At 70.5% G+C, this 25,265-nt stretch carries 26 protein-coding genes and 1 tRNA gene; 10 read left to right on the top strand and 17 right to left on the bottom strand.

Annotation, left to right across the window (positions count from 1 at the left end):
* The first annotated feature begins 8 nt into the window (after positions 1-8).
* Positions 9-176 (top strand): substrate-binding domain-containing protein, encoded by a 168-nt coding sequence (locus tag RH94_RS46020; protein ID WP_407697422.1) that lies wholly within the window; start codon positions 9-11, stop codon positions 174-176.
* Here the strand turns inward: RH94_RS46020 and RH94_RS38340 are convergent.
* Positions 145-609 carry an ankyrin repeat domain-containing protein gene (locus RH94_RS38340; RefSeq protein WP_073952887.1) on the bottom strand — a complete coding sequence of 155 codons (465 nt, stop codon included), beginning with the start codon at positions 607-609 and terminating at the stop codon, positions 145-147. The genes RH94_RS46020 and RH94_RS38340 overlap by 32 nt on opposite strands.
* 353 nt (positions 610-962) lie before the next feature.
* On the opposite strand from RH94_RS38340, the gene RH94_RS41695 reads away from it, so the two are divergent.
* Together RH94_RS41695 and RH94_RS38330 are read left to right on the top strand one after the other, a co-directional pair.
* Entirely contained in the window at positions 963-1,112 is a 150-nt protein-coding gene (locus RH94_RS41695; RefSeq protein ID WP_143204129.1) for a DUF397 domain-containing protein, read from the top strand.
* Positions 1,109-1,657, top strand: coding sequence for an NUDIX hydrolase (locus tag RH94_RS38330; RefSeq protein WP_234426361.1), 549 nt, complete (start codon positions 1,109-1,111; stop codon positions 1,655-1,657). Before RH94_RS41695 ends, RH94_RS38330 begins: the two co-directional genes overlap by 4 nt.
* On the opposite strand, the gene RH94_RS38325 is transcribed toward RH94_RS38330, so the two are convergent.
* From RH94_RS38325 to RH94_RS38310, 4 genes are all read right to left on the bottom strand, one after another.
* Positions 1,653-1,725, bottom strand: a tRNA-His gene (locus RH94_RS38325). The genes RH94_RS38330 and RH94_RS38325 overlap by 5 nt on opposite strands.
* Positions 1,726-1,838: 113 nt before the next feature.
* Entirely contained in the window at positions 1,839-2,447 is a 609-nt protein-coding gene (gene orn, locus RH94_RS38320; protein ID WP_073952886.1) for an oligoribonuclease, read from the bottom strand.
* Between the two features lie 224 nt (positions 2,448-2,671).
* Positions 2,672-3,871, bottom strand: a complete 1,200-nt coding sequence (locus tag RH94_RS38315; RefSeq protein WP_073952885.1) for a helix-turn-helix domain-containing protein — start codon at positions 3,869-3,871, stop codon at positions 2,672-2,674.
* A 378-nt stretch (positions 3,872-4,249) separates the two neighbouring features.
* Positions 4,250-4,642, bottom strand: coding sequence for a hypothetical protein (locus RH94_RS38310; RefSeq protein ID WP_073952907.1), 393 nt, complete (start codon positions 4,640-4,642; stop codon positions 4,250-4,252).
* 405 nt (positions 4,643-5,047) lie between these two features.
* Here RH94_RS38310 and RH94_RS38305 point away from each other — a divergent pair, with 405 nt between their 5' ends.
* Positions 5,048-5,575, top strand: coding sequence for a universal stress protein (locus tag RH94_RS38305; RefSeq protein ID WP_073952884.1), 528 nt, complete (start codon positions 5,048-5,050; stop codon positions 5,573-5,575).
* A 184-nt stretch (positions 5,576-5,759) separates the two neighbouring features.
* Here the strand turns inward: RH94_RS38305 and glmS are convergent, their stop codons facing one another.
* A complete protein-coding gene (gene glmS, locus RH94_RS38300; RefSeq protein WP_073952883.1) occupies positions 5,760-7,577 on the bottom strand; it encodes a glutamine--fructose-6-phosphate transaminase (isomerizing) in 1,818 nt (605 codons plus the stop codon).
* Positions 7,578-7,590: 13 nt separating this feature from the next.
* Complete coding sequence (locus tag RH94_RS38295; protein ID WP_073952882.1) at positions 7,591-7,848, bottom strand: hypothetical protein; 258 nt, start codon at positions 7,846-7,848, stop codon at positions 7,591-7,593.
* Positions 7,849-8,169: 321 nt separating this feature from the next.
* On the opposite strand from RH94_RS38295, the gene RH94_RS38290 reads away from it, so the two are divergent.
* On the top strand, positions 8,170-9,750 hold the full coding sequence (locus tag RH94_RS38290; protein ID WP_073952881.1) for a beta-N-acetylhexosaminidase: 1,581 nt from the start codon (positions 8,170-8,172) through the stop codon (positions 9,748-9,750).
* A gap of 97 nt (positions 9,751-9,847) precedes the next feature.
* Here the strand turns inward: RH94_RS38290 and RH94_RS38285 are convergent, their stop codons facing one another.
* The 5 genes from RH94_RS38285 to RH94_RS38265 form a co-directional block, all read right to left on the bottom strand.
* The gene (locus RH94_RS38285; protein ID WP_073952880.1) at positions 9,848-11,617 is read right to left on the bottom strand and encodes an IucA/IucC family protein; all 1,770 of its coding nucleotides are present in this window, start codon (positions 11,615-11,617) and stop codon (positions 9,848-9,850) included.
* A complete protein-coding gene (locus RH94_RS38280) occupies positions 11,614-12,141 on the bottom strand; it encodes a GNAT family N-acetyltransferase (protein ID WP_073952879.1) in 528 nt (175 codons plus the stop codon). Before RH94_RS38280 ends, RH94_RS38285 begins: the two co-directional genes overlap by 4 nt.
* Positions 12,138-13,421, bottom strand: coding sequence for a lysine N(6)-hydroxylase/L-ornithine N(5)-oxygenase family protein (locus RH94_RS38275; RefSeq protein ID WP_073952878.1), 1,284 nt, complete (start codon positions 13,419-13,421; stop codon positions 12,138-12,140). Before RH94_RS38275 ends, RH94_RS38280 begins: the two co-directional genes overlap by 4 nt.
* Complete coding sequence (locus tag RH94_RS38270) at positions 13,405-14,847, bottom strand: pyridoxal phosphate-dependent decarboxylase family protein (RefSeq protein ID WP_073952877.1); 1,443 nt, start codon at positions 14,845-14,847, stop codon at positions 13,405-13,407. The genes RH94_RS38275 and RH94_RS38270 overlap by 17 nt, the downstream gene beginning before the upstream one ends.
* Positions 14,848-15,012: 165 nt before the next feature.
* Positions 15,013-16,062, bottom strand: a complete 1,050-nt coding sequence (locus RH94_RS38265; RefSeq protein WP_073952876.1) for an ABC transporter substrate-binding protein — start codon at positions 16,060-16,062, stop codon at positions 15,013-15,015.
* 307 nt (positions 16,063-16,369) lie between these two features.
* Between RH94_RS38265 and RH94_RS38260 the strand changes: the two genes are divergently transcribed.
* Positions 16,370-16,939, top strand: coding sequence for a maleylpyruvate isomerase N-terminal domain-containing protein (locus tag RH94_RS38260; protein WP_073952875.1), 570 nt, complete (start codon positions 16,370-16,372; stop codon positions 16,937-16,939).
* A 197-nt stretch (positions 16,940-17,136) separates the two neighbouring features.
* Here RH94_RS38260 and RH94_RS38255 read toward each other — a convergent pair whose 3' ends face one another.
* Positions 17,137-17,640 carry an NUDIX domain-containing protein gene (locus RH94_RS38255; RefSeq protein WP_073952874.1) on the bottom strand — a complete coding sequence of 168 codons (504 nt, stop codon included), beginning with the start codon at positions 17,638-17,640 and terminating at the stop codon, positions 17,137-17,139.
* Positions 17,637-18,887, bottom strand: coding sequence for a helix-turn-helix domain-containing protein (locus RH94_RS38250; protein ID WP_073952873.1), 1,251 nt, complete (start codon positions 18,885-18,887; stop codon positions 17,637-17,639). The genes RH94_RS38255 and RH94_RS38250 overlap by 4 nt, the downstream gene beginning before the upstream one ends.
* Positions 18,888-19,121: 234 nt before the next feature.
* Here RH94_RS38250 and RH94_RS38245 point away from each other — a divergent pair, with 234 nt between their 5' ends.
* The 4 genes from RH94_RS38245 to tgmC all read left to right on the top strand — a co-directional run bounded on the left by RH94_RS38245 (position 19,122) and on the right by tgmC (position 22,102).
* Positions 19,122-19,550, top strand: coding sequence for an ATP-binding protein (locus RH94_RS38245; protein WP_073952906.1), 429 nt, complete (start codon positions 19,122-19,124; stop codon positions 19,548-19,550).
* A gap of 172 nt (positions 19,551-19,722) precedes the next feature.
* Positions 19,723-20,034 (top strand): putative ATP-grasp-modified RiPP, encoded by a 312-nt coding sequence (gene tgmA, locus RH94_RS38240; protein WP_073952872.1) that lies wholly within the window; start codon positions 19,723-19,725, stop codon positions 20,032-20,034.
* Positions 20,031-20,981 carry an ATP-grasp ribosomal peptide maturase gene (gene tgmB / locus RH94_RS38235; protein WP_073952871.1) on the top strand — a complete coding sequence of 317 codons (951 nt, stop codon included), beginning with the start codon at positions 20,031-20,033 and terminating at the stop codon, positions 20,979-20,981. The genes tgmA and tgmB overlap by 4 nt, the downstream gene beginning before the upstream one ends.
* Positions 20,978-22,102: an ATP-grasp peptide maturase system methyltransferase gene (gene tgmC / locus RH94_RS38230; RefSeq protein WP_073952870.1), complete on the top strand. Its 1,125-nt coding sequence runs from the start codon at positions 20,978-20,980 to the stop codon at positions 22,100-22,102. Before tgmB ends, tgmC begins: the two co-directional genes overlap by 4 nt.
* A gap of 52 nt (positions 22,103-22,154) precedes the next feature.
* On the opposite strand, the gene RH94_RS38225 is transcribed toward tgmC, so the two are convergent.
* The 3 genes from RH94_RS38225 to RH94_RS46010 form a co-directional block, all read right to left on the bottom strand.
* The gene (locus RH94_RS38225; RefSeq protein WP_073952869.1) at positions 22,155-23,315 is read right to left on the bottom strand and encodes an acyl-CoA dehydrogenase family protein; all 1,161 of its coding nucleotides are present in this window, start codon (positions 23,313-23,315) and stop codon (positions 22,155-22,157) included.
* Positions 23,316-23,321: 6 nt separating this feature from the next.
* Positions 23,322-24,272: a hydroxymethylglutaryl-CoA lyase gene (locus RH94_RS38220; RefSeq protein WP_073952868.1), complete on the bottom strand. Its 951-nt coding sequence runs from the start codon at positions 24,270-24,272 to the stop codon at positions 23,322-23,324.
* The coding region (locus RH94_RS46010) for a biotin/lipoyl-containing protein (protein ID WP_324614352.1) at positions 24,269-25,265 on the bottom strand (997 nt) is incomplete at its 5' end. The genes RH94_RS46010 and RH94_RS38220, both read right to left, overlap by 4 nt.

Below are 25,265 nucleotides of genomic sequence, written 5' to 3'. Positions count from 1 at the left end.
CCCGCCACATGGACCCGCCCCTGACCAGCGTCCGCCAGCCCATAGAGGAGATGGGCCGCGCGATGATCGACCTCCTCCTCGCCGAGATCGCGGACCGCCGCCCGGCCGCGTCCCGGGACCTGGAGCGGCGGCAGGCGGTGCTGCCTACGGAGCTGGTGGTGCGGGCGTCGTCGTGACGGACCCGGCCCCGTCGCGGGGGACGGCTCCCGCCGCGACGAGAAGGGCGACGGTTTCGGGACAGGACTCGCGGACCGCCCACTCCAGGGGGGAGCGGCCCGTGCCGTGATCCTCCCGGAGGTTCGGATCGGCGCCGTGCGCCAGCAGCTCGCGCACCGTCTCGGTGTGCCCCCAGCACGCGGCCGCGCACAGGGGCGTGCCCTCCGACCCGCGCCCGCTCTCGACGTCCGGGCAGGCCCCGGCCACGAGGAGCAGACGAGCCATCTCGGCGTTCCCCTGCACGGACGCCGCGTAGAGCGGAGTGGTGCCCTCGCGGTCCGCCCGATCCGGGTCGACACCGGCCCGGAGCAGTTCCTCCGCGCGGGCGGTGTCGCCCTGGCCGGCCGCTGTGACGAGGTGCCGGGAGAGTTTCTTGAGCTGCCGCCGGTTCATGACCGCCGAGGCTAGCGGCCGGACACCTGGAATCGCATGCCCTTTGGATGTCAGCCTTCAGCCGGGCGGTCCGGTGCCAGGAGCAGGGCCAACGGTCCGGCGGGGAGCGGTACGTCCGTCACCCCGCACGAAGCACCGCGCGCAGCGTCCCGGGCGTTTTCGGACGCCGGAACAAACTCGATGGGTGGTACCGACAAGGCGTGATACAGACCGCGGTGTATCTGCCCGAGGCTGCGGGGAGACCCTCGACGATCCGGTCCTCGTGGAGGAATACCGCAGGTCGTACGATCTGCTGGGGGCCGCCGCACTGCCACCGGAGGCGTCCCTCGCCCTGATCGAGGAAGCGGCTGAGGATGACCGAAACGGCAAGCGACGGGATCGACTTGAGCACGGCCGTCCGGCGCGGGAGCAGCCGCGGCGACGGCGGCGACTGCGCCGCGCACACCGGCGTCGTCCCCGTCCGTGACTCCGAGGTCCCCGGCGGCCCGGCCCCCACCGCGTGACGGGGCCCCTCGGCGTCGACCTCTTCGACGCCGACCGGCTCCGGCTGGTCGAAGCCCCGCTGCCCCGGCTTTCCCCCGAGGGCCGCCGCGCCATGGACGAAGCCTGGAACGCGGCGGTCCGGGTCAACCCGGCCCTGTTCGACGGGCCGGTGGCCGGCTGCACGAGCCTGGATCAGGAGGAGCCGAAGGGCCTCGTCCTGACCTGGGTACGGGCCACCTACCGGCTCTACACCCTGCGCAAGGTGCCCGGAGCGACCGTGCGGCTGCCGTCCCTGTTCGTCGCCGTCGCGCAACCGGCGGACGACGGACGTCTGCTGGTGGGGCGGATGGCACCCTGGACGACCTCGCCCGGCCGCTGGCAGTTTCCGGGCGGCTCGGTGGAACCCCCACCGAACCGTGAACCCCTCGACCTGGCCGCCCTGCGCCCCGTCCGTCCGATCGGCTGTGACGCGCGGGGCGCCGCACGTCGCGCGGTGGCCGTGCCCTGGGGTACGCAAGAGGCCGGTGACCCTGTCGCAGGGCACCGGCCTCTTGGTGAAGGGTGAGTGACGGGACTCGAACCCGCGGCATCCTGGACCACAACCAGGTGCTCTACCAGCTGAGCTACACCCACCATGACCGGTCACGAGGGATTCCGTGGTTTCCCCGACCGGCCGAGAAGAAGTCTACAGGGTCCGAAGGGGTGCTCGCGCCCAGGTTGCGCGGCGCCCCCTCGGGGGACCTGGTTCAGCCCTTCTGAGCAGGCAGGACGTGCTTCGCGGCGATCGCCTTGGCGGTGTCGGAGTCGGGGCCGGGCGGCGGGACGAAGACGGCCTCGCGGTAGTAGCGCAACTCCGCGATGGACTCGCGGATGTCGGCGAGGGCGCGGTGGTTGCCGTTCTTCTCCGGGCTGTTGAAGTACGCCCGCGGGTACCAGCGGCGGGCCAGTTCCTTGATCGAGGACACGTCGACGATCCGGTAGTGGAGGTACGACTCCAGCGTCGGCATGTCGCGCAGCAGGAAGCCGCGGTCGGTGCCGACCGAGTTGCCGCACAGGGGGGCCTTGCCGGGCTCCTTCACGTACTCCCGCACGTACGCCAGGACCTGCTCCTCGGCGTCCTTCAGCGACGTACCGCCGGCCAGCTGCGCGAGCAGGCCGGACGCGGTGTGCATCTGACGCACCACCTCGGGCATCGTCTCCAGCGCGGAGTCCGGCGGCCGGATGACGATGTCGACGCCCTCGCCGAGCACGTTCAGCTCGGAGTCGGTGACGAGGGCGGCCACTTCGATGAGCGCGTCGTCGGACAGCGAGAGGCCGGTCATCTCGCAGTCGATCCACACCATGCGATCGTTCATGTGTCTCACCTTACGGTGAGCCGCCGCGAGCGGAACCGACCGTGCGTGCCCTTGTCCCCGACGGTGACCGGCAGGCCCTTGCGCGTGCCCGGGGCGGGCCAAGGGGGGGGCGCGGGGGGCGTAGCCCCCGCCGGGCCCGGGGTGGAGTCCCGGGGTGGAACCTTCCACCCCAGGGAGACGGGTGGGTGGGCGGGAAAACATTGCCGCCCACCCCGGCCGGCAGGCTACCCGCTCCGCTGCCCCGGCACGCTCGCCGACAGGGCTGTCGGCGAGCGGCGGCCCTGGTGGGGGACGTAACCCTCCGGGTGGTGGAGGGAGGGGGCGGGCGGGGAGGTCATCGCGCCCGTGGGAGACGGCACGGGCGTCGGGCCCGGAGGGGCGTCGGCGTCCGCCGGGCGCTCGGTCTGCGGGCGCCGCGCCCGGTACGCCGCCCGGTAGGCCGCCGGCGACGAGCCCAGCTGCCGCCGGAAGTGGCCGCGCAGGGCCACGGGGGAGCGGAAGCCGCAGCGGCCCGCGACCTCGTCCACCGAGTAGTCCGACGTCTCCAGCAGGCGCTGCGCCTGCAGCACCCGCTGCGTGATCAGCCACTGCAGCGGCGCGCTGCCGGTCAGCGAGCGGAAGCGGCGGTCGAACGTACGACGGCTCATGTACGCCCGCGCCGCCAGCGTCTCCACGTCGAACTGCTCGTGGAGGTGCTCCAGCGCCCAGGCGACGACCTCGGCCAGCGGGTCGGCGCCGATCTCCTCGGGTAAAGAGCGGTCCAGGTAGCGTTCCTGGCCTCCGCTCCGACGGGGCGGGACCACCAGCCGCCGGGCCAGCGCGCCCGCCGCCTCGTTGCCGTGGTCCGAGCGCACGATGTGCAGGCACAGGTCGATCCCGGCGGCCGTGCCCGCCGACGTCAGCACGTCGCCGTCGTCGACGAACAGCTCCCGTGGATCGACGTGCACCGACGGATAGCGCTTGGCCAGCGTCGGCGCGTACATCCAGTGCGTGGTCGCCGGGCGGCCGTCCAGCAGGCCGGCCGCGGCCAGTACGAAGGCCCCGGTGCACAGGCCCACGATGCGGGCGCCCTCCTCGTGCGCCCGGCGCAGCGCGTCGAGCGACTCCTGAGGTGGTGGAGAGGTGATCGAGCGCCAGGCCGGCACGACGACCGTGCCCGCCCGCGAGATCGCCTCCAGGCCATGTGGTGCGGTGAGTTCCAGGCCCCCCGTGGTCCGCAGCGGGCCTTCCTCGCCGCCGCACACCAGCAGTCGGTAGCGCGGCACGCCGGCGTCCTGGCGGTCAACCCCGAACACCGACAGCGGTATGGAACTCTCGAAGATGGGGCCGCCGCTGAACAGCAGCACCGCGACGATCTCCTTGCGGCGTCGCCCGGACAGCTTCCGGGCCGCGGTTTCCGGCGCGGCAGTGGAGTCGTGGCTCATACTGCTAAGCCCCCCTCGGTGGTCGCGGCTCCTCGGTTGTGTCGCTCCTGCACGTTTCCCCTCGGTCCTGCACGAGTCCCCCGCCGTAAGACAGTCAAGATCGAATCTACTGTGTCACGCCGTGCCGCGGTGACCGGTTCGCCACCCGACGGATTGTCGACATGACAACTTGGCGCGAAGCATTCGATCACGAAGCGTTGCACTCGGGGAGTGTGCGGGGAAGTGCGCCTTGTCGCGGTGGCCAAACCGCATAGGGTCCGCGGGGTCCCCGAGAGCCTTTCCGTGCAGGTCGAACGGGGGGTGGGGGGTGCTTCGGCAAGGGAATGCACGGGTGCGAGAAGTTGGCTGAAAACATGCGTTCGTGTGCGCGGAAACCGGTCAGTCGACCGGTGTCGCCGAGCCCGGGCGCCGACCGCCCCGGTGGGTCCCCGTCCCGGTCCTGTGGTGACGGCCGCGGCGCGGGACGCGCTCCTCGCCGCGCAGCCGGGCCGCCCCGCGTTCCGACCGGCGCAGCAGGATCCGGCAGACCCCGGTGACGGCCGCGAGGCCCAGTGCGGTGCCGGTGGCGCCGGCGAGCGAGGTGCCGTACCAGAGCAGGACCGCCGGGACGACGGCGCAGCTGAAGGCGGACCAGCGGATCACCTCGCCCACGCTGTCGCCCCCCGCGCCGGCTTCCGTGCCGGCTTCCGCGCCGGTTTCCGGATCCCTCCCGGGAGACGGGCGGTGCTCGGGGACTGTGGGGGCGGCGGGGGCGGTGCGGGGTCCGGACACGGCGTGCTCCCTGTGGCGGTGGCTCTCCGGGTTCAACGCCCGTCCGGCCGGCCGGTCACTCCGCGGCACCGCCATGGCCCCCGGGCCCTTCCCGGCCGATCCCGCCCGGCACGGGGTGCCGGGCGGGTTTCCTACCGCACGTGTACGGCCACCGGTGAGTGAATCACGCACAAACCGCCTGTATGGGGCAGCAACCATTGCGTCACGGGCGTCACTCGTGCATGCTCCGGTGAACCGCCACCGGAGAGTGTGCGGGACGGTCCGGGTCCCACAGGACACCGCAGGACCTCGAGAAGGAGGCGTGCCGCCGTACCCTTGCGGGTATGGGGACGGGAAGACGATTCCCGGACACCGCTCCGCCGCACACTGTCGTCCCCGACAAAGGATCACATCGCCGAGACAGCCATGGCCGGTCACGAATTCTTCGAACCCGCGGACCGCAAGCGACCGGTCGCCGACCCCACGGCGGCCGACCCCCTGGCGGCGGAAGAGCCACGCCATCCCTGTGATCCGGCGTTCAAGCACGGCGTCGTCGTCGGCTTCGACGGCTCCACCTCCAGCGAGCGCGCCCTCGCCTACGCGATCGGCATGGCGCGGCGCACCCACTCGGGGCTGATCATCGTGCACGTCGCCAACCGGCTGCCCACCACGGTGTGGGCCGGCTGCGAGCCGCCTGTCTTCGTCGACGTCCCCGACCACCGCACCGAGGTCCTCGGACTCGAACTCGCCTGCGCGGACTACCTCGCGGAGGTGTCGTGGATCCTGGTCGAGCGCGGCGGCGACATCTGCCACGAGCTCGAGGAGGTCGGCAAGGAGTACGCGGCGGACGCGATCGTGGTCGGCTCCACGCACGGGATCGTCGGCCGGCTGTTCGGCTCGGTCGCCGGGCGGCTGGCCAAGCGCGCGCAGCGGCCGGTGGTCGTCATCCCCTGAAAGGGGTGACGCCCCCCGCGTGACGAGTGGCACACGTGGGGGGCGTTCCGTTCGTTCTGCCCGTGCGGGCGCGTCGGGGCTGCTCGCGCCCACGACGGGGTCCCCCGCTCGTCAGGGGCTTGGGGGAGGAGCCGCATGTCGATACATACAGCCCCGCGCCCCTTCGCGCCCCTCCAGGGGCGCTCTACTCCACCGTTACCGACTTGGCCAGGTTCCTCGGCTTGTCGATGTCGCGGCCCAGGGTCAACGCCGTGTGGTAGGCGAGGAGTTGGAGCGGGATGCCCATGAGGATCGGGTCCAGTTCGTCCTCGTTCTTCGGGACGACGATCGTCTGGTCGGCCTTCTCCTGCTCCTGGTGGGCGACGGCGAGGATCCTGCCGCTGCGGGCCTTGATCTCCTCCATGGCCGCGCGGTTCTTCTCCAGCAGGTCGTCGTCCGGCACGATCGCCACCGTCGGCAGGGCGGGCTCGATCAGGGCCAGCGGGCCGTGCTTGAGTTCGGAGGCCGGGTAGGCCTCGGCGTGGATGTAGGAGACCTCCTTGAGCTTCAGGGAGGCCTCACGGGCCACCGGGTAGCCCCGGACACGGCCGATGAAGAGCATCGAGCGGGCGTCGGCGTACTGCTCCGCCAGCTCCTTGATCTCCTCCTCCTGCTTCAGGATCTCGGAGATCTGCGCCGGGAGCCTGCGCAGGCCCTCGATGATCCGCTTGCCGTCGCGCACCGACAGGTCGCGGATACGGCCCAGGTGCAGCGCCAGCAGCGCGAAGGCGACACAGGTGTTGGTGAAGCACTTGGTGGACACCACGCACACCTCGGGACCGGCGTGCACGTAGATGCCGCCGCCCGCCTCGCGGGCGATCGCGGAGCCGACCACGTTGACGACGCCGAGCACCCGCGCGCCCTTGCGCTTGAGCTCCTGCACGGCCGCCAGCACGTCGTACGTCTCACCGGACTGCGAGACCGCGATGTACAGCGTGTCGGGGTCCACCACCGCGTTGCGGTACCGGAACTCGGAGGCCGGCTCGGCGTCGGCCGGGATGCGGGCCAGCTCCTCGATCATCTGGGCGCCGATCATGCCCGCGTGGTACGAGGTGCCGCAGCCCAGGATCTTCACCCGGCGCACCGCGCGCGCCTCGCGGATGTCGAGGTTGATGCCGCCGAGGTGCACGGTGGCGAACCGGTCGTCGATCCGGCCGCGCAGCACCCGGTCCACGGCCTCGACCTGCTCGTGGATCTCCTTGTGCATGTACGTGTCGTGGCCGCCCATGTCGTACGACTCGGCCTCCCACTCCACGGTGGTCGGCTCGGCGGTCGTCCGGGTGCCCTCGGTGGTGTACGTGCGGAAGTCGTCGGCCGTGAGGGTGGCCATCTCGCCGTCGCCGAGGGTGACGATCTGCCGGGTGTGGGTGACCAGCGCGGCGACGTCGGAGGCGACGAACATCTCCTTCTCGCCGATGCCGAGCACGACCGGCGAGCCGTTGCGGGCCACCACGATCCGGTCGGGGAAGTCGGCGTGCAGCACGGCGATGCCGTAGGTGCCCTCGACCAGGTGGACGGCCTGGCGGACCTTCTCCTCCAGCGTCTCGGCCTCGGAGCGGGCGACGAGGTGGGTGAGGACCTCGGTGTCGGTCTCGGAGAGGAACTCCACGCCGTCCGCCTCCAGCTTGCGGCGCAGGTCGGCGGCGTTGTCGATGATGCCGTTGTGCACGACGGCGACCTTGTCGTCGGCCGACATGTGCGGGTGGGCGTTCACGTCGGACGGGGCGCCGTGGGTGGCCCAGCGGGTGTGGGCGATGCCGGTGGTGCCCTTGAAGCGCGCCGGGACCTTCGCCTGGAGGTCCCGGACCCGGCCCTTGGCCTTGACCATCCTCAGGCCCGGCGCCTTCGGCGAGGTGACGACGATGCCCGCCGAGTCGTAGCCGCGGTACTCCAGGCGCTGCAGGCCCTCCAGGAGCAGCGGGGCGACGTCACGCTTCCCGATGTATCCGACGATTCCGCACATGTATGGGTATCCCTCAGCCGTAGACGATCCGCCGCAGCTGCCGGAGGGAGAGCTCCGGCGGGGCCACCGCGCGGTACTTCAGTTCCGCCCCGATCCGTTCGAAGATCTCCGCGTTCACCAGGCCCTGGGCCTGCAGCTCGCGGTGGCGGCGACGGACGAACTCCTCGGTCGTCTCGTCGAAATAGGCGAGCACGTCCTGGACCACCCGCAGCGCCTCGCCCCGGTTCAGGGGCGTGGACCGCGCGAGGTGATCAACAAGTTCGTCGTGCACCCGGAGGATTTTGGAGCACGGAGTCCGCTCGCGCAAGAATCCTGCCCGATTTCGGGCAGGAACCTGCCCTTGGTGGTGCGTGGAGCCCGCCGTCCGCGTGTCGCTCTTCCGGATGATTTCCGCCACGGGAAGACGGCTTCACCGCATCTGCGAGAGAGTGGTCTATACCGTTGGGCCGGGCTCGCCGAGCCCCGGCCCCATCCGAGTGTGAAGGGAGCGCATGTGAGACGGCACCACAGAACGACTCCCCCTGGAACGACTCCCCCTGCGACCGGTACGCCCCGTACGGACCCCTCGGCCCCTACGGCCCCCACGGCCCGAATGGCCCGAGTCCTGGGTTCGCTGCTGCTGGTGGCGGCGACCGGGGCGTTCTCCGTGGGCGCGGCGCCCGCCGGGCACGCGGCGCCCCGGCGGGCCGCGACCCCCCTGGACCAGGTGGTCCCCGCCCCCGCCTCCGTGACGGCCGGCGAAGCCGCGTACCGCATCACCCCCGGCACCCACATCCGCGTCGACGACTCCCACGAGGCCCGCCAGGTCGGCGCCTACCTCGCGGACATCCTGCGCCCCTCGACCGGCTACCGCCTGCCCGTGACCACGCACGGTCAGGGAGGCATCCGACTGCGGCTGGCCAAGGACTCGTCCGGGGCCGAGGGCTATCGCCTCGACAGCGACGCCCAGGGCGTGACCATCACCGCCCGCGAACCGGCCGGGCTCTTCCACGGCGTGCAGACCCTGCGCCAGCTGCTGCCCGCCGCCGTCGAGAAGAGGTCCGTGCAGCCGGGACCGTGGCTGGTCGCGGGCGGCACCATCCAGGACAGCCCGCGCTACGCGTACCGCGGCGCCATGCTCGACGTCTCCCGGCACTTCTTCACCGTCGCCCAGGTCAAGCGCTACATCGACGAACTCGCCCTCTACAAGTACAACGCCCTGCACCTGCACCTCAGCGACGACCAGGGCTGGCGCATCGCCGTCGACTCCTGGCCGCGCCTGGCCGCCCACGGCGGCTCCACCCAGGTCGGCGGCGGCCGGGGCGGCCACTACACCAAGGCCGACTACAAGGAGATCGTCCGCTACGCCGCCTCCCGCCATCTGGAGGTCGTCCCCGAGATCGACATGCCCGGCCACACCAACGCGGCCCTGGCCTCCTACGCCGAGCTGAACTGCGACGGCGTGGCACCCCCGCTCTACACCGGCACCAACGTCGGCTTCAGCTCGCTGTGCGTGGACAAGGAGATCACGTACGACTTCGTGGACGACGTGATCCGCGAGCTGGCCGCCCTCACCCCCGGCCGCTACCTGCACATCGGCGGTGACGAGGCGCACTCCACGAGCCACGACGACTACGTGAGGTTCATGGACCGGGTGCAGCCGATCGTCGCCCGGTACGGCAAGACGGTCATCGGCTGGCACCAGCTGACCGGCGCCACCCCCGCCAAGGGCGCCCTCGCCCAGTACTGGGGCCTGGACTCCACCAGCGCGGCGGAGAAGGACCGGGTCGCGCGGGCCGCCCAGAACGGCACCGGGCTGATCCTGTCCCCGGCCGACCGGGTGTACCTGGACATGAAGTACACCAAGGACACTCCGCTGGGGCTGGCCTGGGCCGGTTACGTCGAGGTGCGGCGGTCGTACGACTGGGACCCGGGCGGTTACCTGCCGGGCGTGCCCGCGTCCGCCGTGCGCGGTGTCGAGGCCCCGCTGTGGTCGGAGACCCTGTCCACCTCCGCCCACATCGACACCATGGCCTTCCCCCGGCTGCCCGGCGTCGCCGAGCTGGGCTGGTCGCCGGCGGCCACGCACGACTGGGACGCCTACAAGGTGCGGCTCGCGGCCCAGGCGCCGCGCTGGGACGCGCTCGGGATCGGGTACCACCGGTCGCCGCAGGTGCCCTGGCCCGCTCAGTGAGCGAACGTGCGACGGGCACCCCGGAGGACCGTACTCCGGGGTGCCCGCCCGTCCGGGGCCGCCGTCCGGGGTCGCCCGTCCGGGGCCGCCGTCCGGGTCAGAACTCCGCGAGGGGGTTCCTCAGGTTCCCGGCCAGCTGCAGCGCGCCCGACGGGTCCGCCAGGTCCACCATCTGCTGGTTGTCGCGCAGTTGGAGCCGGTTGAGGCAGCTCAGCGCGAACTCGGGGGCGAACATGTCGTACCGCCGGAACCTCTCGGCGAGTTCGGGCACCGACCGCTGGTACTCGCGGACCACCTCGGCGACCGTCCGCCAGAAGTCGTCCTCCCGGAGGATCCCCTCGGTGGCGAGCTGGGCGGCCAGGAAGCGGAAGAAGCAGTCGAGGACGTCCGTGAGGATCGACAGCAGCTTCTTGTCCTCCGGGACCTCCACCCGGATCCGCCGCACCTCGGGCGGCAGCGCGGCGTCCGGGTCCAGCACCGCGATCTCCTCGGCGATGTCCTTGTAGACCGCCCGCCGCACCACGCCGTCCTCCAGGACGAGGATCACGTTCTCGCCGTGCGGCATGAACACCAGGTCGTAGGCGTAGAAGCTGTGCAGGAGCGGGGTGAAGTAGGCCCGCAGGTAGTGCCGCAGCCACTGGGTGGGCGTCAGCCCGGAGCGTTCGATCAGCGCGCCCGCGAAGGACGCGCCCTCGTGGTCCACGTGGAGGAGGCAGGCCATGGTGGCCAGGGACTCGCCCTCCCGGAGCGAGGGCACCGGGCTCTCCCGCCAGAGCGCGGCCAGCATCTTCCGGTACGGCGAGTAGCGGTCCGTGGCCGCCTCGTACTCCAGGTGCCGGTAGCCGACCGCCGCCCGCTCGCGGATGATCGTCAGGCCCGTCGACCTCAGCACCGGGTCGTCGTCGATCAGCCGCGCCAGCCAGTCGTTGATGGCCGGGGTGGCCTCCATGTAGGCGGCCGACAGCCCGCGCATGAAGCCCATGTTGAGGACGGAGAGGGCGGTCTTGACGTAGTGCTTCTCCGGGTGGGAGGCGTTGAAGAAGGTCCGTATGGACTGCTGGGCCAGGTACTCGTCGTCGCCCTCGCCCAGACAGACCAGGTGGCGGCGGGCGATCTCGGCGGCGAAGGTGACGGTGAGCTTGTTCCACCACTGCCAGGGGTGGACGGGGAGGAGGAGGTAGTCGGCGGGGTCCAGGCCCTGCTCGCGCAGCCGCTTCTCGAACCGTTCGACGGTCGCCCCGCCCAGCTCCTGGCGCAGGAAGGACTCGTACTCGATGCCGGCGCCCGCCGTGAACGCCGCCCGTGAGCGGTGCGCGGCCAGCCACACCAGCCGGACGGGGCTCGCGGTCTCGGGGGCGTAGGAGAGGTACTCCTGGACGCCGAAGCCGAGCCGCCCGTTGTTGGCCACGAAGCAGGGGTGGCCCTCGGTCATGCCGGTCTCGATGTCCTGGAAGCCGCGGCGCGCCAGCTCGGCGGAGGTCACCCGTGGCTTGGTGAGCTTGTAGCAGGTGCTCGCGAGGGTGGAGGAGATCTCCTCCAGGTAGACCGGCAGGATCTCGTCGCCCAGGCCCAGGGTCCGCTTCAGCTCGATGAAGAAGTCCAGGGCGGCGAGAGGGAGTTCGTCGCCGTCCCGGTGGCGGGAGATGGACTCCGGGTCCACCTGCCAGTGGTCGAGGGCGCGGCGGGTGGCGGTGAAGCGGTAGTGGGTCAGGCCGTCGTCGCCGCGGACGACGTAGTGGCCGCCGTCCCGCTCGGGCGTGATCAGCCGCTCGTGGGCGAACTCGGCGAGGGCCTTGCGTATCAGCAGGCGGTTGGCGGTCTCCCAGTGCCCGGGGGAGAGGTGGGCCACGGCGTCGGCGGGGGTCACGCGCGCACCGCCCTCTCGAACCGCTCCCGGGTGCAGAAGCTCAGCAGCGCCGTCTTCTCCGGCTTCCGGACCTCCCGCTCCGGTACGAAGCCGACGGCTTCGTTCAGGGCGTGTACGGCCGTGTTGCGCACGTCGGGCTCGACCACCACCCGCCTCGTCCCCGGATCCTCGAAGAGGTGGGCCATCACGGCGGTGATCACGGCCCGGGAGAACCCGTGCACGGGTGTGTCGGTCGGCGCGACCAGGAAGTGCATGCCGACGTCGCCCGGCTCGGGCTCGTACAGCCCGGCCAGCTCCCGGTGGGCGGGGTCGTACCGCTCCATCAGGAAGACGGGCTCCCCGTCGTGCAGGCCGAGGAACGCGTGGTGGTGCTCGTCGTCGGCGATCTCCAGGTAGGCGCGCTCGACGTCCTCGAGCCCGGCGTCCTGCATCATCCAGAACCCGGCCTTGGGGTGCGTGACCCAGCCGTGCAGCAGCTCGGCGTCCTTCAGCGGGTCGAGCGGACGGATCGTGAAGGTCGTCATACTGCGAACTCCTGGAATGCGATGGTCTTCTCGACCGGGTAGTACTCGGTGCCGAGCAGCTCCCGGATGATGCAGCTGTTGCGGTACGCGCCCATGCCCAGGTCGGGGCTGGTGACGCTGTGGGTGTGCACGCCGGCGTTCTGGAGGAAGACGCCCCGGCCGGTGACGTCGACGGCGTAGTTGCGGGCGATGTCGAAGTTGCCGTGCGAGTCGCGGCGCAGGCGGTCGCGGACGGGCCGCAGGAACTCCGGTTCGGCGTACCGGTAGCCGGTCGCCAGGACCAGGCCCTCGCTGCGCAGCTCGAAGTCCTTGTCCTGCTCCTCCTGGCGGAAGGTGAGGGCGTACGTGCCGTCGTCGTACGCCGCCTCGGTGAGCGCGGAGTTGGTGAGTAGGCGGGTGGGGGCCGGACCGGTGAGGTTCTTCCGGTAGAGCAGGTCGAAGATGTCGTTGATCAGGTCCCCGTCGATGCCCTTGAACAGGCCCTTGTGCTGTTCGGTGAGGCGGTAGCGGGTCGGCTCCGGCAGCGCGTGGTAGTAGTCGATGTACTCCGGGGAGGTCATCTCCAGGGTGAGCTTGGTGTACTCCAGCGGGAAGAAGCGCGGGGAGCGGGTGACCCAGTTCAGCCGGTAGCCGTGGACGTCGATCCCGCCGAGCAGGTCGTGGTAGATCTCGGCGGCGGACTGGCCGCTGCCGACCAGGGTGATCGACTCCTTGCGCTGGAGCCGTGCCCTGTGCTCCCGGTAGCGGGAGCTGTGGACGAAGTCGCCGCCCAGGTCGCGGCAGGCGTCCGGGACGTGCGGCGGGGTGCCGGTGCCGAGGACCAGCACGCGGGCGCGGTAGGTCGCCCCGGTGTGCGTCCGTACGGCGTACAGCTCGTCCGTCTCGTCGTACGTCACCTCGGTCACGGTCGTGCCGAAGCGGACGCTGCTCAGCCGGGCCGCCGCCCAGCGGCAGTAGTCGTCGTACTCGACCCGGAGGGGATAGAAGTTCTCGCGGATGTAGAACGAGTACAGGCGGCCCTTCTCCTTCAGGTAGTTGAGGAAGGAGTACGGGGACGTCGGGTCGGCCAGGGTCACCAGGTCCGACAGGAACGGGGTCTGCAGATGGGCGCCGTCGAGGAACATCCCCGAGTGCCACTCGAAGTCGGGCTTGGACTCCAGGAAGACACCGCTGAGTTCGGTGATCGGCTCGGTGAGGCAGGCGAGGCCGAGGTTGAAGGGGCCGAGCCCGATCCCCACGAAGTCATAAGGGGCGATGGGGGTTTCAGGACGCACGGTCAAGGGACTCTCCCAGGTACTGCTCGGCGTGGCCGGCGATCAGGTCGAGGACGGCGGCGAGGTCGTCCGGCTTCGTCTCGGGGTTGAGCAGGGTGAACTTCAGGTAGTGGCGGCCGGCGACCTTGGTGCCGGCGACCACGGCGTCGCCGGAGGCGAACAGGGCCTTGCGGGCGTGGAGGTTGGCACGGTCGATCTCGGCCGGGTCGGTGACGGCGGCCGGGACCCAGCGGAAGACCAGGGTGGACAGGGCCGGTTCGACCACGACGTCGTAGCGCGGGTCGGCGACGAGCAGCCGGAATCCCTCGGCGGCCAGGTCGCACACCTCGTCGAAGAGCCGGCCGATCCCGTCGGCGCCCATGACGCGCAGTGTCATCCACAGTTTGAGGGCGTCGAAGCGGCGGGTGGTCTGCAGGGACTTGTCGACCTGGTTGGGGATGCGCTCGGTCGCCGCGCGGCGCGGGTTGAGGTAGTCCGCGTGGTAGGTGGCGTGCCGCAGGGTGGCGGCGTCCCGGACCAGCACGGCGGACGAACTCACCGGCTGGAAGAAGGACTTGTGGTAGTCGACGGTGACCGAGTCGGCGTGTTCGATGCCGGTGAGCAGGTGGCGGCGGGTGGGGGAGACCAGCAGGCCGCAGCCGTAGGCCGCGTCGACGTGCAGCCAGGTGCCGTACCGCGCGCACAGCTCGGCGATCCCGGGCAGCGGGTCGATGGAGCCGAAGTCGGTGGTGCCGGCGGTGGCGACCACGGCCATCGGGACCAGGCCGTCGCGGCGGCAGTGCTCCAGTTCGCGGGCGAGCGCGACCGTCCGCATCCGCCGGTCGCGGTCGACGGGCACGGCGACCACCGACTCGGGGTCCAGACCAAGCAGTTTCGCCGACTTCCGCACGCTGAAGTGGCCGGCCTCGGAGGCGAGGATCCGCAGCCGCGCGAGGTCGTCCGTCTTGGCCTCCTCACGGGCGAGCAGCAGCGCCTGGAGGTTGGACTGGGTGCCGCCGGAGGTGAACACGCCGTCGGCGGCGGGGCCGAGGCCGATACGGGCGGCCGTCCAGTCGATGAGCCTGCGCTCGATCAGGGTGCCGCCGGCCGACTGGTCCCAGGTGTCCAGGGAGGAGTTGACGGCGGACAGGACGGCCTCGCCGAGCACCGCGGGGATGACGACCGGGCAGTTGAGGTGGGCGACGTAGCGGGGGTGGTGGAAGTAGACCGCGTCCCGCAGGTAGACCTCCTCCAGCTCGTCGAGGGCCGCGGTGGTGTCGCCCAGCGGCCGGTCGAGGTCGATCCGCTCGATGCGGGGGGCGAGGGCGTCGGCCGTGATCCCGGTGAACGGGCGGTCGGTGGCGGCGAGCCTGGCGGCCACCCGCTCCACTCCTTCTTTCACGGAGCGTCGGTAGTGCTCCGCGGTGAGGTCATTGAGCAGGTGTGAGCGCATGTGGGGGTCCTCCGGGGGGTGGGACGTCCGTGGGGACGCGATGAGGGGCGGAGTCGCGCGACATCAACTTAGGTTAGCCTAACCTGAGTTGAGCTTCGGCGGAACGCCGCCCCCTCCCCGGCCGGCGTCACTCCACCGCGCCGACCCGGTTCTTCCTGTGAGGAGTCAGCTCACCTTCCTGGCCGTCTCGATGGCCTTCGCCAGGTCCTCCAGGAGCGGGGCGCACTTGCCGTAGGACAGGATCGGCTCGGCGGTGCGCGGGACGACCTGGCCGGCCTTGACGGCGGGGAGCTTCTTCCAGGTGGCCTGGGTGATGTCGGCGGGCTGGACGGCCGAGGTGCGGTTGTCCATCATGATGACGTCCGCCGCGTACTTGTCGGCGTTCTCCCAGCTCAGCGACTCGAACCAGCCGCCGCCCTGCTTCTTGGCGCTCTCAGGGGGCTCGACGAGGTTCACGCCGAGGGCCTTGAAGTACTCCAGGTCGACCGAGAGGTTGGTGCCGGAGACGTAGAACAGGTCCTGGCTGGCCGACCCCGCCATCACCTTGATGTCCGGCTTGGCCTTGGCGGCGGCGCGCAGCCGGGCGGCCGCGTCCTCGAAGCGCTTCCTGGCCTGCTTGACCCTGTCGGTGGTGACGTCCGCGCCGAGGGACTTCGCGAGCGCGAGCATGCGCTCCAGCGGCTCGGTCAGCTGCCGGTCGTAGACGGAGATGCCGACGCTGGGGGCGCCGACGGCGAGGATCTTCTTCTTCGACTCCTCCGGGACGTACCAGAGGGTGCCCGCGTCGTCGAACATCGTCGAGATCAGGGCGTCGGGGGCGAGGGCCGCGTACTTCTCGATGTTGAACTGGCCCCACTCGTTGCCGAGGACCGTCACCTTGCTGACGTCCATGTCGCCGGCCTGTACGTCGGCCTTGCCGTCCTTGGTCGTCGTCGGGCCGAAGACGCCCTTGACCTGGACGCCGTAGTCGTGCAGTGCGGCGGCCACGCCGACGAAGGCCACGATGGCCGACGGGACCTCGTCGGCCTTGACGGTCTGCCCCCGGTCGTCCTCGAAGGACCAGGGGCCGGACCGTGCGGCAGTCGTTCCGCCGCCCGAGCCGCCGCTTTTCGCGTCCTCGCCGCCGCAGGCCGCGAGCACGGCACCGAGGCCGAGGGCGCCGCCCGCGGCGAGGACGCCGCGGCGGGAGAGGGTGGTGGAACGGGCGTTGGGCATGGGTACGACTGCTTTCGAACAGGGCGGGGCGCCCGCCGGACAGGTTCGAAGGTAGGTTAGCCTAACCTCAGCTGCTGTCCAGGGGGGGCATCTCTGGCTCCGGCCCTTGTCAGTGGTGCGCCATACGATGTGAATCGCCCCGGGTTCGGTAGAGATCTCAGATTGTGGTGATGACCTGGGGTTTCGTGAGTTCGGTGTAGTAGTTGGCTTCGTATTCGACGGGCGGGACGTGCCAGATTCCTGGCGGCGTGGAGGAACGACAGCCGGCACAGCCCCGTCGCACAGCACGAACCGCGAGGAGTTCCGCATGAACCATCAGGATGTCGACGCCGCCGTGGCAGAGATGCTGCGGATACTCAGCCCTCATACCGCTGAGGACTGGACGGTGTCGGCGGGGCCGCTCGATTGGACCTGCTGGCAAACAGCAGCGCACATCGGCCACGACCTGACGGCCTACGCAGGGCAGTTGGCAGCACAGCCCACCGACGCCTACCTCCCTTTCGATCTGAACGTCCGCCCCACCGCCTCACCGGCTGAGCTACTCCAGGCCGTCACCGCCTGCGGCGGGCTGCTCAGCAGCGCGTTGGCCACAGCCAGCCCGACCCTGCGTGCCTGGCACTGGGGTCCGTGCGATCTCGGGGGATTCGCGGCGATGGGCGTTGCCGAAACCCTGCTGCACACGCACGACATCACGCAGGGACTGTCCGTGGACTGGCTGCCACCAGCACCGCTGAGTGCAGCCGTACTCAACCGGCTTTTCCCCGCCGCCCCGCCCGGAGACCCCACCCAGGTACTTCTCTGGTGCACCGGCCGCGGGGACCTCGACGGCCTCCCTCGCCAAACCTCATGGAGGTGGGAAGCAGCCCGATCAGACTGATCGAGCTGACCCCGGTGAACCTTCGCGGTCACGGCACTAGGTCGGCTGGGGTGGGTCAGTGGTTGCTGACTCACTCCCGGCCGTGATCTCTGGGTGGCGTCGTGGGCGCTGTCGACGGCGACCATGGAGGAGTACGCCTTGTGGGTGGGGCGCGGGTACGCCACGGTGTGTGTGACCGTGCTGCCCGTTTGTGTTCGCTACCAGGCTGAGCGGCCATCCCGCAAGTACTGCGGCCGACCTTGGTCGATCGCTCGCAGAGCCGCGCTGAGCCTGCGCCGCATCCGCTCGCCCACCAGCGTCAGCGCCGTATCAGCGGACACGAAGCGGACCTCGGACAGCTCCTCGTCCTGGGGAATCAGCCCTTCCCCGTCGATCATGCCGCCGTCGAAGACGAACGCGATGTGGTCGTCCCACGGCCCGTGTGGGGCCACCCAGTCGACCACCAGGAGCCCGCGCGGAACGATGTCCAGGCCCAGCTCCTCACCCAGCTCCCGCGTCATTGCCTCCTCGGGCGGCTCGTTCTCCTCTGCCATCCCGCCGGGCAAGTCCCAGTCCGGTTTGTACGTTGGATTCACCAGTAGCACTCGGCCGGCCGTGTCCCTGAGCACCACATCCGCCGCGACGCGCTTTCTGGCTTGCTTGGCGTTTCCTTCGGCCAAATACGCGTTCCAGGCGTCGGGGTCGTCCGGGCTGGGCTTCATGCTGGGATGCCTCCGGTGATGATGTCGGCCAGCAGGAGCATTCTGGCCCTGCGCGCGTCGTCGAACCGCATGAGGTACTCCCGTACCGGCCCGTACGCCTTGTGCGGCTCCAGCAGCCGTTGAAGGCGGTCGAGCTGGTGGATGACGCGGACTGAGCTGAGCGTGGGACTGGTGGTCAGCAAGTCGTGTCCGACGGTCACCGCCGCATCGAGTTCCTCTCGCTGCACGTGGATTCCGACGAGGGTGATGCGGCTGAGAGTCAGGGAACGGGCCCGGCCGTCTTCGCGCAGCCGTACTGCGTCCTCGGCATGTGCCAGGGCCTCGTCGTAACACCCCAAGTCCCGCCAGATCAGCGCCGACTCGCTCGCCAGTGCGGCGGTGTCGAACGGCGACAGCCACGGATGCGCGAAGGAAACGGAGGCGTCGAGAGCACGGTGGGCTTGTTCGAGAGCGCGGACGGCTGGCGTGTGCTGTGCCGCTGCTGCGAGGGCGCGGGCCTGCATGGTGTGGAGTCGCGCCGAAAGGGCAGGAATTCTCGGTCCCTGACCGGCGAGGTGGAGGCCGGTCTGTGCCCAGCGCACCGCCCCAGCCGCATCGCCGGTCTGGAGCGCGAGATGGCTGCTGGATGCCGCGACATGAGCCGCGAGGGGGAGGTCACCGGAGGTTCGAGCAAGGGGAAGAGCTCGGGCGAAGTGTTTGATGGCGCGGTCGTCCTGACCGGAGTCGTGGGCCATCCACCCGGCCATTTCCGTCAGCGCTGCCGCGGTGGCGAAGACCTGGGGTCCGCTGGCGGCGTCGACCAGGCGCGGCGCTACGCGGTCGCTCAGGTGCCGCACTACGGCTCCGTAGAGGCGGCCTCCGCCGGTCTGCCGGTCGGCGGCCCGGAAGGCGTCCATGGCCGCCAGATCATCCCCGTCCGGCGGAGTCTGCGACTGTTGTGGCGCCACTTCTACGGTGGGCTCCCACGCCCGGCGGGCCAGGCCGAGTAAAAAGCCGGGGATTCTGAAGGCATCGGCGATCTGCTCGAACATCGACAGCTTCTCAACCCGGCTCTTGCCGTTCATGTAGTCGTACAGCCGCCCTTGGGTGATGTCGACGGCCGCAGCGATTTTGCGTGTGCTGATGCCCCGGTGGTTGAGCAGTCGGAACAGTGCCCCCATATCGCGGTCACGACAGGCCGTGAGTAACCGGGCATCGTCGAGCAGCCCCGCGACGACTTCACGCGGGTTCTGAGTCTGGCGGTCCATCAGTCGTCCCCCTACTGCACGTCTCCTCGATGCTACGGGCAGCGACAGAGTGGTGACTCCAACTCGGAGTCACCACTCGGAGTCTCCCTCGTACCCGTCACGGGCGTTGACTGGTCACACGCCGCCGGGACGCCGGCCTTCCCACCAGCGGCGACGGACGAGACCTGGCTCCCTCGCGCACCGAAGGGCGGGAGAGAGCGGGGTCTCCACCCCGGAGGAGACCACCACGTGACCATGACCGCCGCCAGCCCCACCGCAACCGGCGTACCCGGCTATTCGGAGACCGTGCCGTGTGAGCCCGAGTCGGCCCACAAGGCCCGGCTGCTCGTCAGCGCCGCCCTCAGTGCCTGGGGAATAACAGAGTTGACGGAGGCTGGGACGTTGATCGTGTCGGAGCTGCTGACAAACGCGATCAATCACACCCGCTCGCGCATGGCACGGGTCATCGTCCGCCGTGTGGCCAATGACCGCGTTCGAATCGGTGTCGCCGACACCTCTCCTGACGTTCCCGAGGTAGGACGTCCCTCCGAGGAGGCTGAGGAGGGGCGGGGACTGCTTCTGGTCAACACGCTGAGCGACCGGTGGGGCTATGACGTCAAGGGCCGGGGGAAGGGCACATACAAGGTCGTTTGGGCTGAACTCCTTGTCGAGGAAAGGGCCTGAGGGAAGGAAACGGCCAATTGACCCCCGCATCTCCGTAGGGCTGCTGACAGTCGGTGAGATCGTCGGCAAGTCGCGCCGCGAACGGCAGACAACGTGCCGGGGACCGCTGTCTCCCCAGGGTCTCTGGCACCACACCAAGAGCATGTCCACCACCAACGACATGGAGGCAAGGATGTTCGCCCACTCCGACCGGCTCCCGACCGGGACGCCGCTTCCGCAGGGCATCAGCACGCCCACGCCGTGGGGTCTGCGGCGGATGGCTCCGTACCCGGCCCCGGCACCGTCGTACGCCCGCGTCGAACTGGACCCGGTCACCCAGACCGGGCGGTACTTCGACGCCGCGGGGCAGGTCCTGGAGATGCCCGGTCACGGCACCAGCACCGGCACCAACCCTGCCACCAACACCGGTAATCCCTCCGACGGTTCCGGTCCCGGCGGCGCCGGCGGCGGAGACCAGGACACGGGGAACGACAACGACCAGTGAGTGACCTCGGTCCGGTTCTGGTCGTCACCAACCTGGACGACCCCACGACCGACCTGGTGGTCAACGAGCTGCACGGCCGGGGAGTCCCGGTCGTGCGGTTCGACTCCGGGGACTTCCCCGCCACCCTGTCGTTCGCGGCCACCATCACGCCTGACGGCCTTGAAGGAACGCTGAGCACTCCCACACGCACAGCGGATCTGTCCCGTGTCCGCTCCCTGTACTACCGCCGCCCCTCTTGCTTCACCTTCCCCCACCTGGACGAGCAGACGGCCCGCTTCGCCGTCACGCAGGCCCGCTACGGCCTCGGCGGAGTCGTCGCCTCACTGCCCGGATGCCTGTACGTCAACCACCCTCACCGCATCGGCGATGCCGAGTTCAAGCCCTCCGGCCTCACTGCCGCAGTACAGGCCGGATTCCGTGTCCCGCGGACGCTGGTGACCTCCGACCCCAGCACCGCGCGCACCTTCATCAAGCGTCACGGTCCTGTGATCTACAAGCCGTTGTCGACGCCGCTGTACCTGATCGACGGTGTGTCCTGCACGGCTCAGGTGAACGAGGTAACGGCCGGGGAAATCGACGACGCCGTGGCCGGCACCGCCCACCTCTTTCAGGCCCGCGTCGACAAGATCGCCGACGTCCGGGTCACGGTCATGGCTGACCGCGTGTTCTGCGTCCGCATCGACTCGGACCTGTTGGACTGGCGCACCGACTACAGCAAGTTGACCTACACGGTCGTCGAGCCGCCGCCGGGCGTCACCGAGGCCCTCCATGCCTACCTGTCCCGCTTCGGGCTCGTCTTCGGCGCTTTCGACTTCGCTGTGGACCGCGAGGGCCGATGGTGGTTCCTGGAGTGCAACAGCTCGGGCCAGTGGGCGTGGTTGGAACCGGAAACCGGCCTGCCGATGACAGCGGCCATGGCTGATCTGCTGGAGAGGAAGATTCGATGAACGACCAGGGCCTACGGGTGCGGCTCGCCCAGTGCCTGACCGCTGACGGCCACCTACGCACCGAGCCGTGGCGCGGAGCTGTCGAAGCCGTCCCTCGGCATGAATTCCTGCGCGGCGGCTTCTTCGAAATGGTCGAGGCCTCCGCTCCGACCGCATGGCGGCCGGTCATGCCCGATGACCCGCAGTGGCTGGGACGCTGCTACAACGATGACTCCCTGGTCACCCAGATCGCGGGCACCGTCGTTCCCGGTGACATCCGGGGGGAAATCCTGCGCGCCCCCACCTCGTCCTCCACGATGCCGGGTCTGGTCGTGCGGATGCTCGAAGACCTCCAGGTCGGCGACGGGCATCGTGTCCTCGAAATCGGCACTGGTACCGGGTACTCGACAGCCCTTCTGTGTCAACGTCTTGGTGACGACCGGGTGACGTCCGTCGAGGTCGACGAAGCGGTCTCCGGCCGCGCTCGCGTGTCGCTCGGGCAGGTCGGCTACACCCCGCACCTCGTCACCGGCGACGGCCTTCTTGGGCACGTGGCTGGTGCTCCCTATGACCGCGTCGTCGTCACGTGCGGGATCGTCACCGTGCCCCATGAGTGGATCGAGCAGACCCGCCCCGGCGGGATCATTCTCGTCCCCGTGTGCGGTTGGCTGTACTCCTCGGAACTCGCCCGGCTGACCGTTCACGACGACGGGACGGCCTCCGGCCCACTCCTCGGCGGCCAGATTTCTTTCATGCTCGCACGACCCCAGATGCCGCCGCCGCTGGGCCTGCTGCCCAACCTCGACGACGGTGAGGAGCGCCCCGCCGAACTCGTGCCCGATGCCCTCGACGACTGGGCCACGCGCTTCGTCGCCCAGCTCGCCGTGGCTCGGGCACAGCGGGTCAGCCTCGACCGCGACGGCCGCACCGAACATCTCCTCATCGATGTCGAAGCCGGTGCCTGGGCCGTCCTTTTCGAGGACGCGGGCCGGTGGATCGTCCGCCAGGGAGGCCCTGCCTTCCTGTGGGACGCGGTCGAGGAGCACGTCACCCGGTGGCGGGCCGACGGGGCGCCGCCGCTGGAACGCTTCGAGGTCACCGTCACCGCCGATCGGCAGACGGTCAGCTGGGCCACGGACTGACTCGTACGGCGACGCACAGCTCTCCAGCCTGGCGATGCGTCGCCGGGTTACCTCAGCCCACGAGCCCCAACTCCCTGGCGATCAGCATCCGCTGCACCTCGCTCGTGCCCTCGCCGATCTCCAGGATCTTGGAGTCGCGCCACATCCGGGCGACCGGGTACTCGTTCATGAAGCCGTAGCCGCCGTGGATCTGGGTGGCGTCACGAGCGTTGTCGACGGCGACCGTGGAGGAGTGGAGCTTGGCCAGGGCCGCTTCCTTCTTGAAGGGTTCGCCCGCGACCAGCCGGTAGGCCGCGTCGCGCCAGGCGAGGCGGGCCGTGTGGGCCTTCATCTCCATGTCGGCGATCTTGAACTGTATGGCCTGGTTGGCGCCGATCGGCCTGCCGAAGGCGTGGCGCTCCTTGGCGTACTTCACCGACTCGTCCACGCAGCCCTGCGCGAGCCCCGTCGCCAGCGCCGCGATGGCGATGCGGCCCTCGTCGAGGATCCGCAGGAACTGCGCGTAGCCGCGGCCCTCCTCGCCCAGCAGGTTCGCCGCCGGCACCCGGACGTCGGAGAAGGACAGCTCACGGGTGTCCGAGGCGTTCCAGCCCACCTTGGAGTAGGCGGGCGCCACCGTGAAGCCGGGCGTGCCCGAGGGGACGATGATCGCGGAGATCAGCGGGCGGCCGTCGGGCTTGCGGCCGGTCACCGCAGTGACCGTCACCAGGCCCGTGATGTCCGTGCCCGAGTTGGTGATGAAGCACTTGGTGCCGTTGATCACCCACTCGTTCGTGTCCGGGTCCAGGCGGGCCGTCGTACGGGTCGCCCCCGCGTCCGAGCCGCCGTCCGGCTCCGTCAGGCCGAAGGCGCCCAGCATCTCGCCGGAGCACAGCTTGGGCAGCCACCGCCGCTTCTGCTTCTCGGTGCCGAACAGATGCAGCGGCATGGCGCCGAGCGACACCCCGGCCTCCAGGGTGATGGCGACCGAGGAGTCCACCCGGGCCAGCTCCTCCAGCGCGATGCCGAGGGCCAGGTAGTCGCCGCCCATGCCGCCGTACTCCTCCGGGAACGGCAGCCCGAACAGGCCCATACGGCCCATCTCCCGCACGATCTCGTACGGGAACTCGTGCCGCTCGTAGAAGTCACCGATCTTGGGAGCCACGACATCGTGCGCGAACTCCTCGACGGTGCGGCGGAGTTCCTCCAGCTCGGGGGTCAGACGGTGGTTCATCGTCTATCACTGCTCCTTGTGGGAGAGGGCGCGGAGGGTGCGGGAAGGGCCGGGGCGGCCCAGCCGGTCGGCCATCCACTCGCTCGTGGCGACGAGGCGGCCGAGGTCGACCCCGGTGTCGATGCCGAGGCCGTGCAGCATCCACACCAGGTCCTCGGTGGCGAGGTTGCCGGTGGCGGACTTGGCGTACGGGCAGCCGCCGAGGCCGCCCGCGGAGGCGTCGACGGTGGTGACGCCGTGCTCGAGCGCGGCCAGGGTGTTGGCGAGGGCCTGGCCGTAGGTGTCGTGGAAGTGCACGCCGAGCACGGAGGTCGGCACGTGCTGCTCGTTGAGCGTGGACAGCAGCTCCAGTACGTGACCCGGAGTCGCCACGCCGATCGTGTCCCCGAGGCTCAGCTCGTCGCAGCCCATGTCCAGCAGCGCCCCGCACACGTGGGCGACCTGGTGGAGGGGGACGGCGCCCTCCCAGGGGTCGCCGAAACACATGGAGACATAGCCGCGGACATGGGCGCCCTCGTCCTTCGCGCGGGCCACGACCGGCTCGAAGACCGCGAGGGACTCCTCCACCGTGCGGTTGAGGTTGGCCTTGGCGAAGGACTCGGTGGCGCTGGCGAACACGGCGATGCGGTCCGCTCCGAGGGCGAGCGCGCGCTCCAGTCCGCGCATGTTGGGCACCAGGACCGGCAGGTGCACCCCCTTCAGGTCCTTGACCTGGGGGAACAGCGCTTCCGCGTCGGCCAGTTGGGGCACCCACTTCGGGTGGACGAAGCTGGTGGCCTCGACCGTCCGCAGGCCCGCGTCGGCGAGGCGGCGGATGAACTCCGCCTTGACCTCGGTCGGCACGGTCGCCTTCTCGTTCTGCAGCCCGTCGCGCGGGCCGACCTCGTGGATCCTGACCCGGGCGGGCAGGTCGGGGGCCGGTACGACCATGGGCAGGCCGAGTCCGGGAGTGCTCATGCCGTCTCCTCCTCCGGTGCGGTCTCCGCGGGCGCGATGACCGCCAGCACCTGGTCCATGGCGACCGTCGTGCCCGGCGCGACGTCCAGTTCGGTGACGGTGCCGGCGTGCGGGGCCGAGATGACGTGCTCCATCTTCATCGCCTCGACCACCAGCAGGCTCTGGCCCGCGGCCACCTCGTCGCCGACGGCGACCTTCACCACCGTGACCGTGCCCGGCATGGGGGCGGTGAGCGAGTCGGCGCCGGAGTGGGACGCGCGGTCGAGGGAGGCGGCCACCGGGTCGTGGTCGCGCACGTGCCAGGCGTCGCCGTCGCGGCCCAGCCAGTCGGCGGCGCGGTGGAAGGTGTGGCGGACACCGTCCAGGGTGACCGAGACCGTGTCGTCGGTGACCGTGTGGGTGCCGCGCACCGGGTGGTGGGTGACGGGTTCGAGTCCCGGCACCCGCAGCGGGAACGCCATCGGCTTCGGCTCCCCGCCCAGCCGCCAGCCGCTCGGCACCGAGAACGGGTCGGTCCAGCCCCCGCCCTTCGGTCGCAGCGCCTCCAGCCGCACGGCGGCCGCCGCCTCGTAGACCTCCTCCGGCACGTCCGTGGCGACCAGTTCGTCGACCACCCGCTCCACCAGCCCGGTGTCCAGCTCGCCCGCCACCACGGCCGGGTGGGCCAGCAGCCGGCGCAGGAACCCGGCGTTGGTCTGCACGCCGAGCGTCACCGTGCGGGCCAGGGCCGCGCGGAGTTTCCTGAGCGCGGTGGCGCGGTCCGGGCCGTGGACGATCACCTTGGACAGCATCGGGTCGTACAGGCTGCCGACCTCCGTGCCCTCGCTCAGCCCGGAGTCGGTGCGCACCCCGTCCCCCTGCGGCTCGCGCAGCCGCAGCACCGTGCCGCCCGAGGGCAGGAACCCGCGCGCCGGGTCCTCGGCGCACAGACGGGCCTCGATCGCGTGACCGGTCAGCCGGATGTCCTCCTGGGCGAACGCCAGCGGCTCGCCC

Origin of the sequence: Streptomyces kebangsaanensis (assembly GCF_001906585.1) — a bacterium.
GTDB classification, from domain to species: domain Bacteria; phylum Actinomycetota; class Actinomycetes; order Streptomycetales; family Streptomycetaceae; genus Streptomyces; species Streptomyces kebangsaanensis.
This window is presented reverse-complemented; position numbering and strand designations above follow the sequence as displayed.

Bases quoted from the DNA above. Each gene is read 5' to 3' on its own strand.
- RH94_RS41695 (WP_143204129.1), top strand. From the start codon at position 963: ATGACCGAAACGGCAAGCGACGGGATCGACTTGAGCACGGCCGTCCGG.
- RH94_RS38255 (WP_073952874.1), bottom strand. From the start codon at position 17,640: ATGAAGCCCAGCCCGGACGACCCCGACGCCTGGAACGCGTATTTGGCC.
- RH94_RS38260 (WP_073952875.1), top strand. From the start codon at position 16,370: ATGAACCATCAGGATGTCGACGCCGCCGTGGCAGAGATGCTGCGGATA.
- RH94_RS38340 (WP_073952887.1), bottom strand. From the start codon at position 609: ATGAACCGGCGGCAGCTCAAGAAACTCTCCCGGCACCTCGTCACAGCG.
- RH94_RS38315 (WP_073952885.1), bottom strand. From the start codon at position 3,871: ATGAGCCACGACTCCACTGCCGCGCCGGAAACCGCGGCCCGGAAGCTG.
- RH94_RS38220 (WP_073952868.1), bottom strand. From the start codon at position 24,272: ATGAGCACTCCCGGACTCGGCCTGCCCATGGTCGTACCGGCCCCCGAC.
- tgmC (WP_073952870.1), top strand. From the start codon at position 20,978: ATGAACGACCAGGGCCTACGGGTGCGGCTCGCCCAGTGCCTGACCGCT.
- RH94_RS46020 (WP_407697422.1), top strand. From the start codon at position 9: ATGGACCCGCCCCTGACCAGCGTCCGCCAGCCCATAGAGGAGATGGGC.
- RH94_RS38245 (WP_073952906.1), top strand. From the start codon at position 19,122: ATGACCGCCGCCAGCCCCACCGCAACCGGCGTACCCGGCTATTCGGAG.
- RH94_RS38270 (WP_073952877.1), bottom strand. From the start codon at position 14,847: ATGCGCTCACACCTGCTCAATGACCTCACCGCGGAGCACTACCGACGC.
- RH94_RS38265 (WP_073952876.1), bottom strand. From the start codon at position 16,062: ATGCCCAACGCCCGTTCCACCACCCTCTCCCGCCGCGGCGTCCTCGCC.
- RH94_RS38225 (WP_073952869.1), bottom strand. From the start codon at position 23,315: ATGAACCACCGTCTGACCCCCGAGCTGGAGGAACTCCGCCGCACCGTC.
- RH94_RS38280 (WP_073952879.1), bottom strand. From the start codon at position 12,141: ATGACGACCTTCACGATCCGTCCGCTCGACCCGCTGAAGGACGCCGAG.
- RH94_RS38290 (WP_073952881.1), top strand. From the start codon at position 8,170: ATGGCCCGAGTCCTGGGTTCGCTGCTGCTGGTGGCGGCGACCGGGGCG.
- RH94_RS38250 (WP_073952873.1), bottom strand. From the start codon at position 18,887: ATGGACCGCCAGACTCAGAACCCGCGTGAAGTCGTCGCGGGGCTGCTC.
- glmS (WP_073952883.1), bottom strand. From the start codon at position 7,577: ATGTGCGGAATCGTCGGATACATCGGGAAGCGTGACGTCGCCCCGCTG.
- tgmA (WP_073952872.1), top strand. From the start codon at position 19,723: ATGTTCGCCCACTCCGACCGGCTCCCGACCGGGACGCCGCTTCCGCAG.
- RH94_RS38305 (WP_073952884.1), top strand. From the start codon at position 5,048: ATGGCCGGTCACGAATTCTTCGAACCCGCGGACCGCAAGCGACCGGTC.
- orn (WP_073952886.1), bottom strand. From the start codon at position 2,447: ATGAACGATCGCATGGTGTGGATCGACTGCGAGATGACCGGCCTCTCG.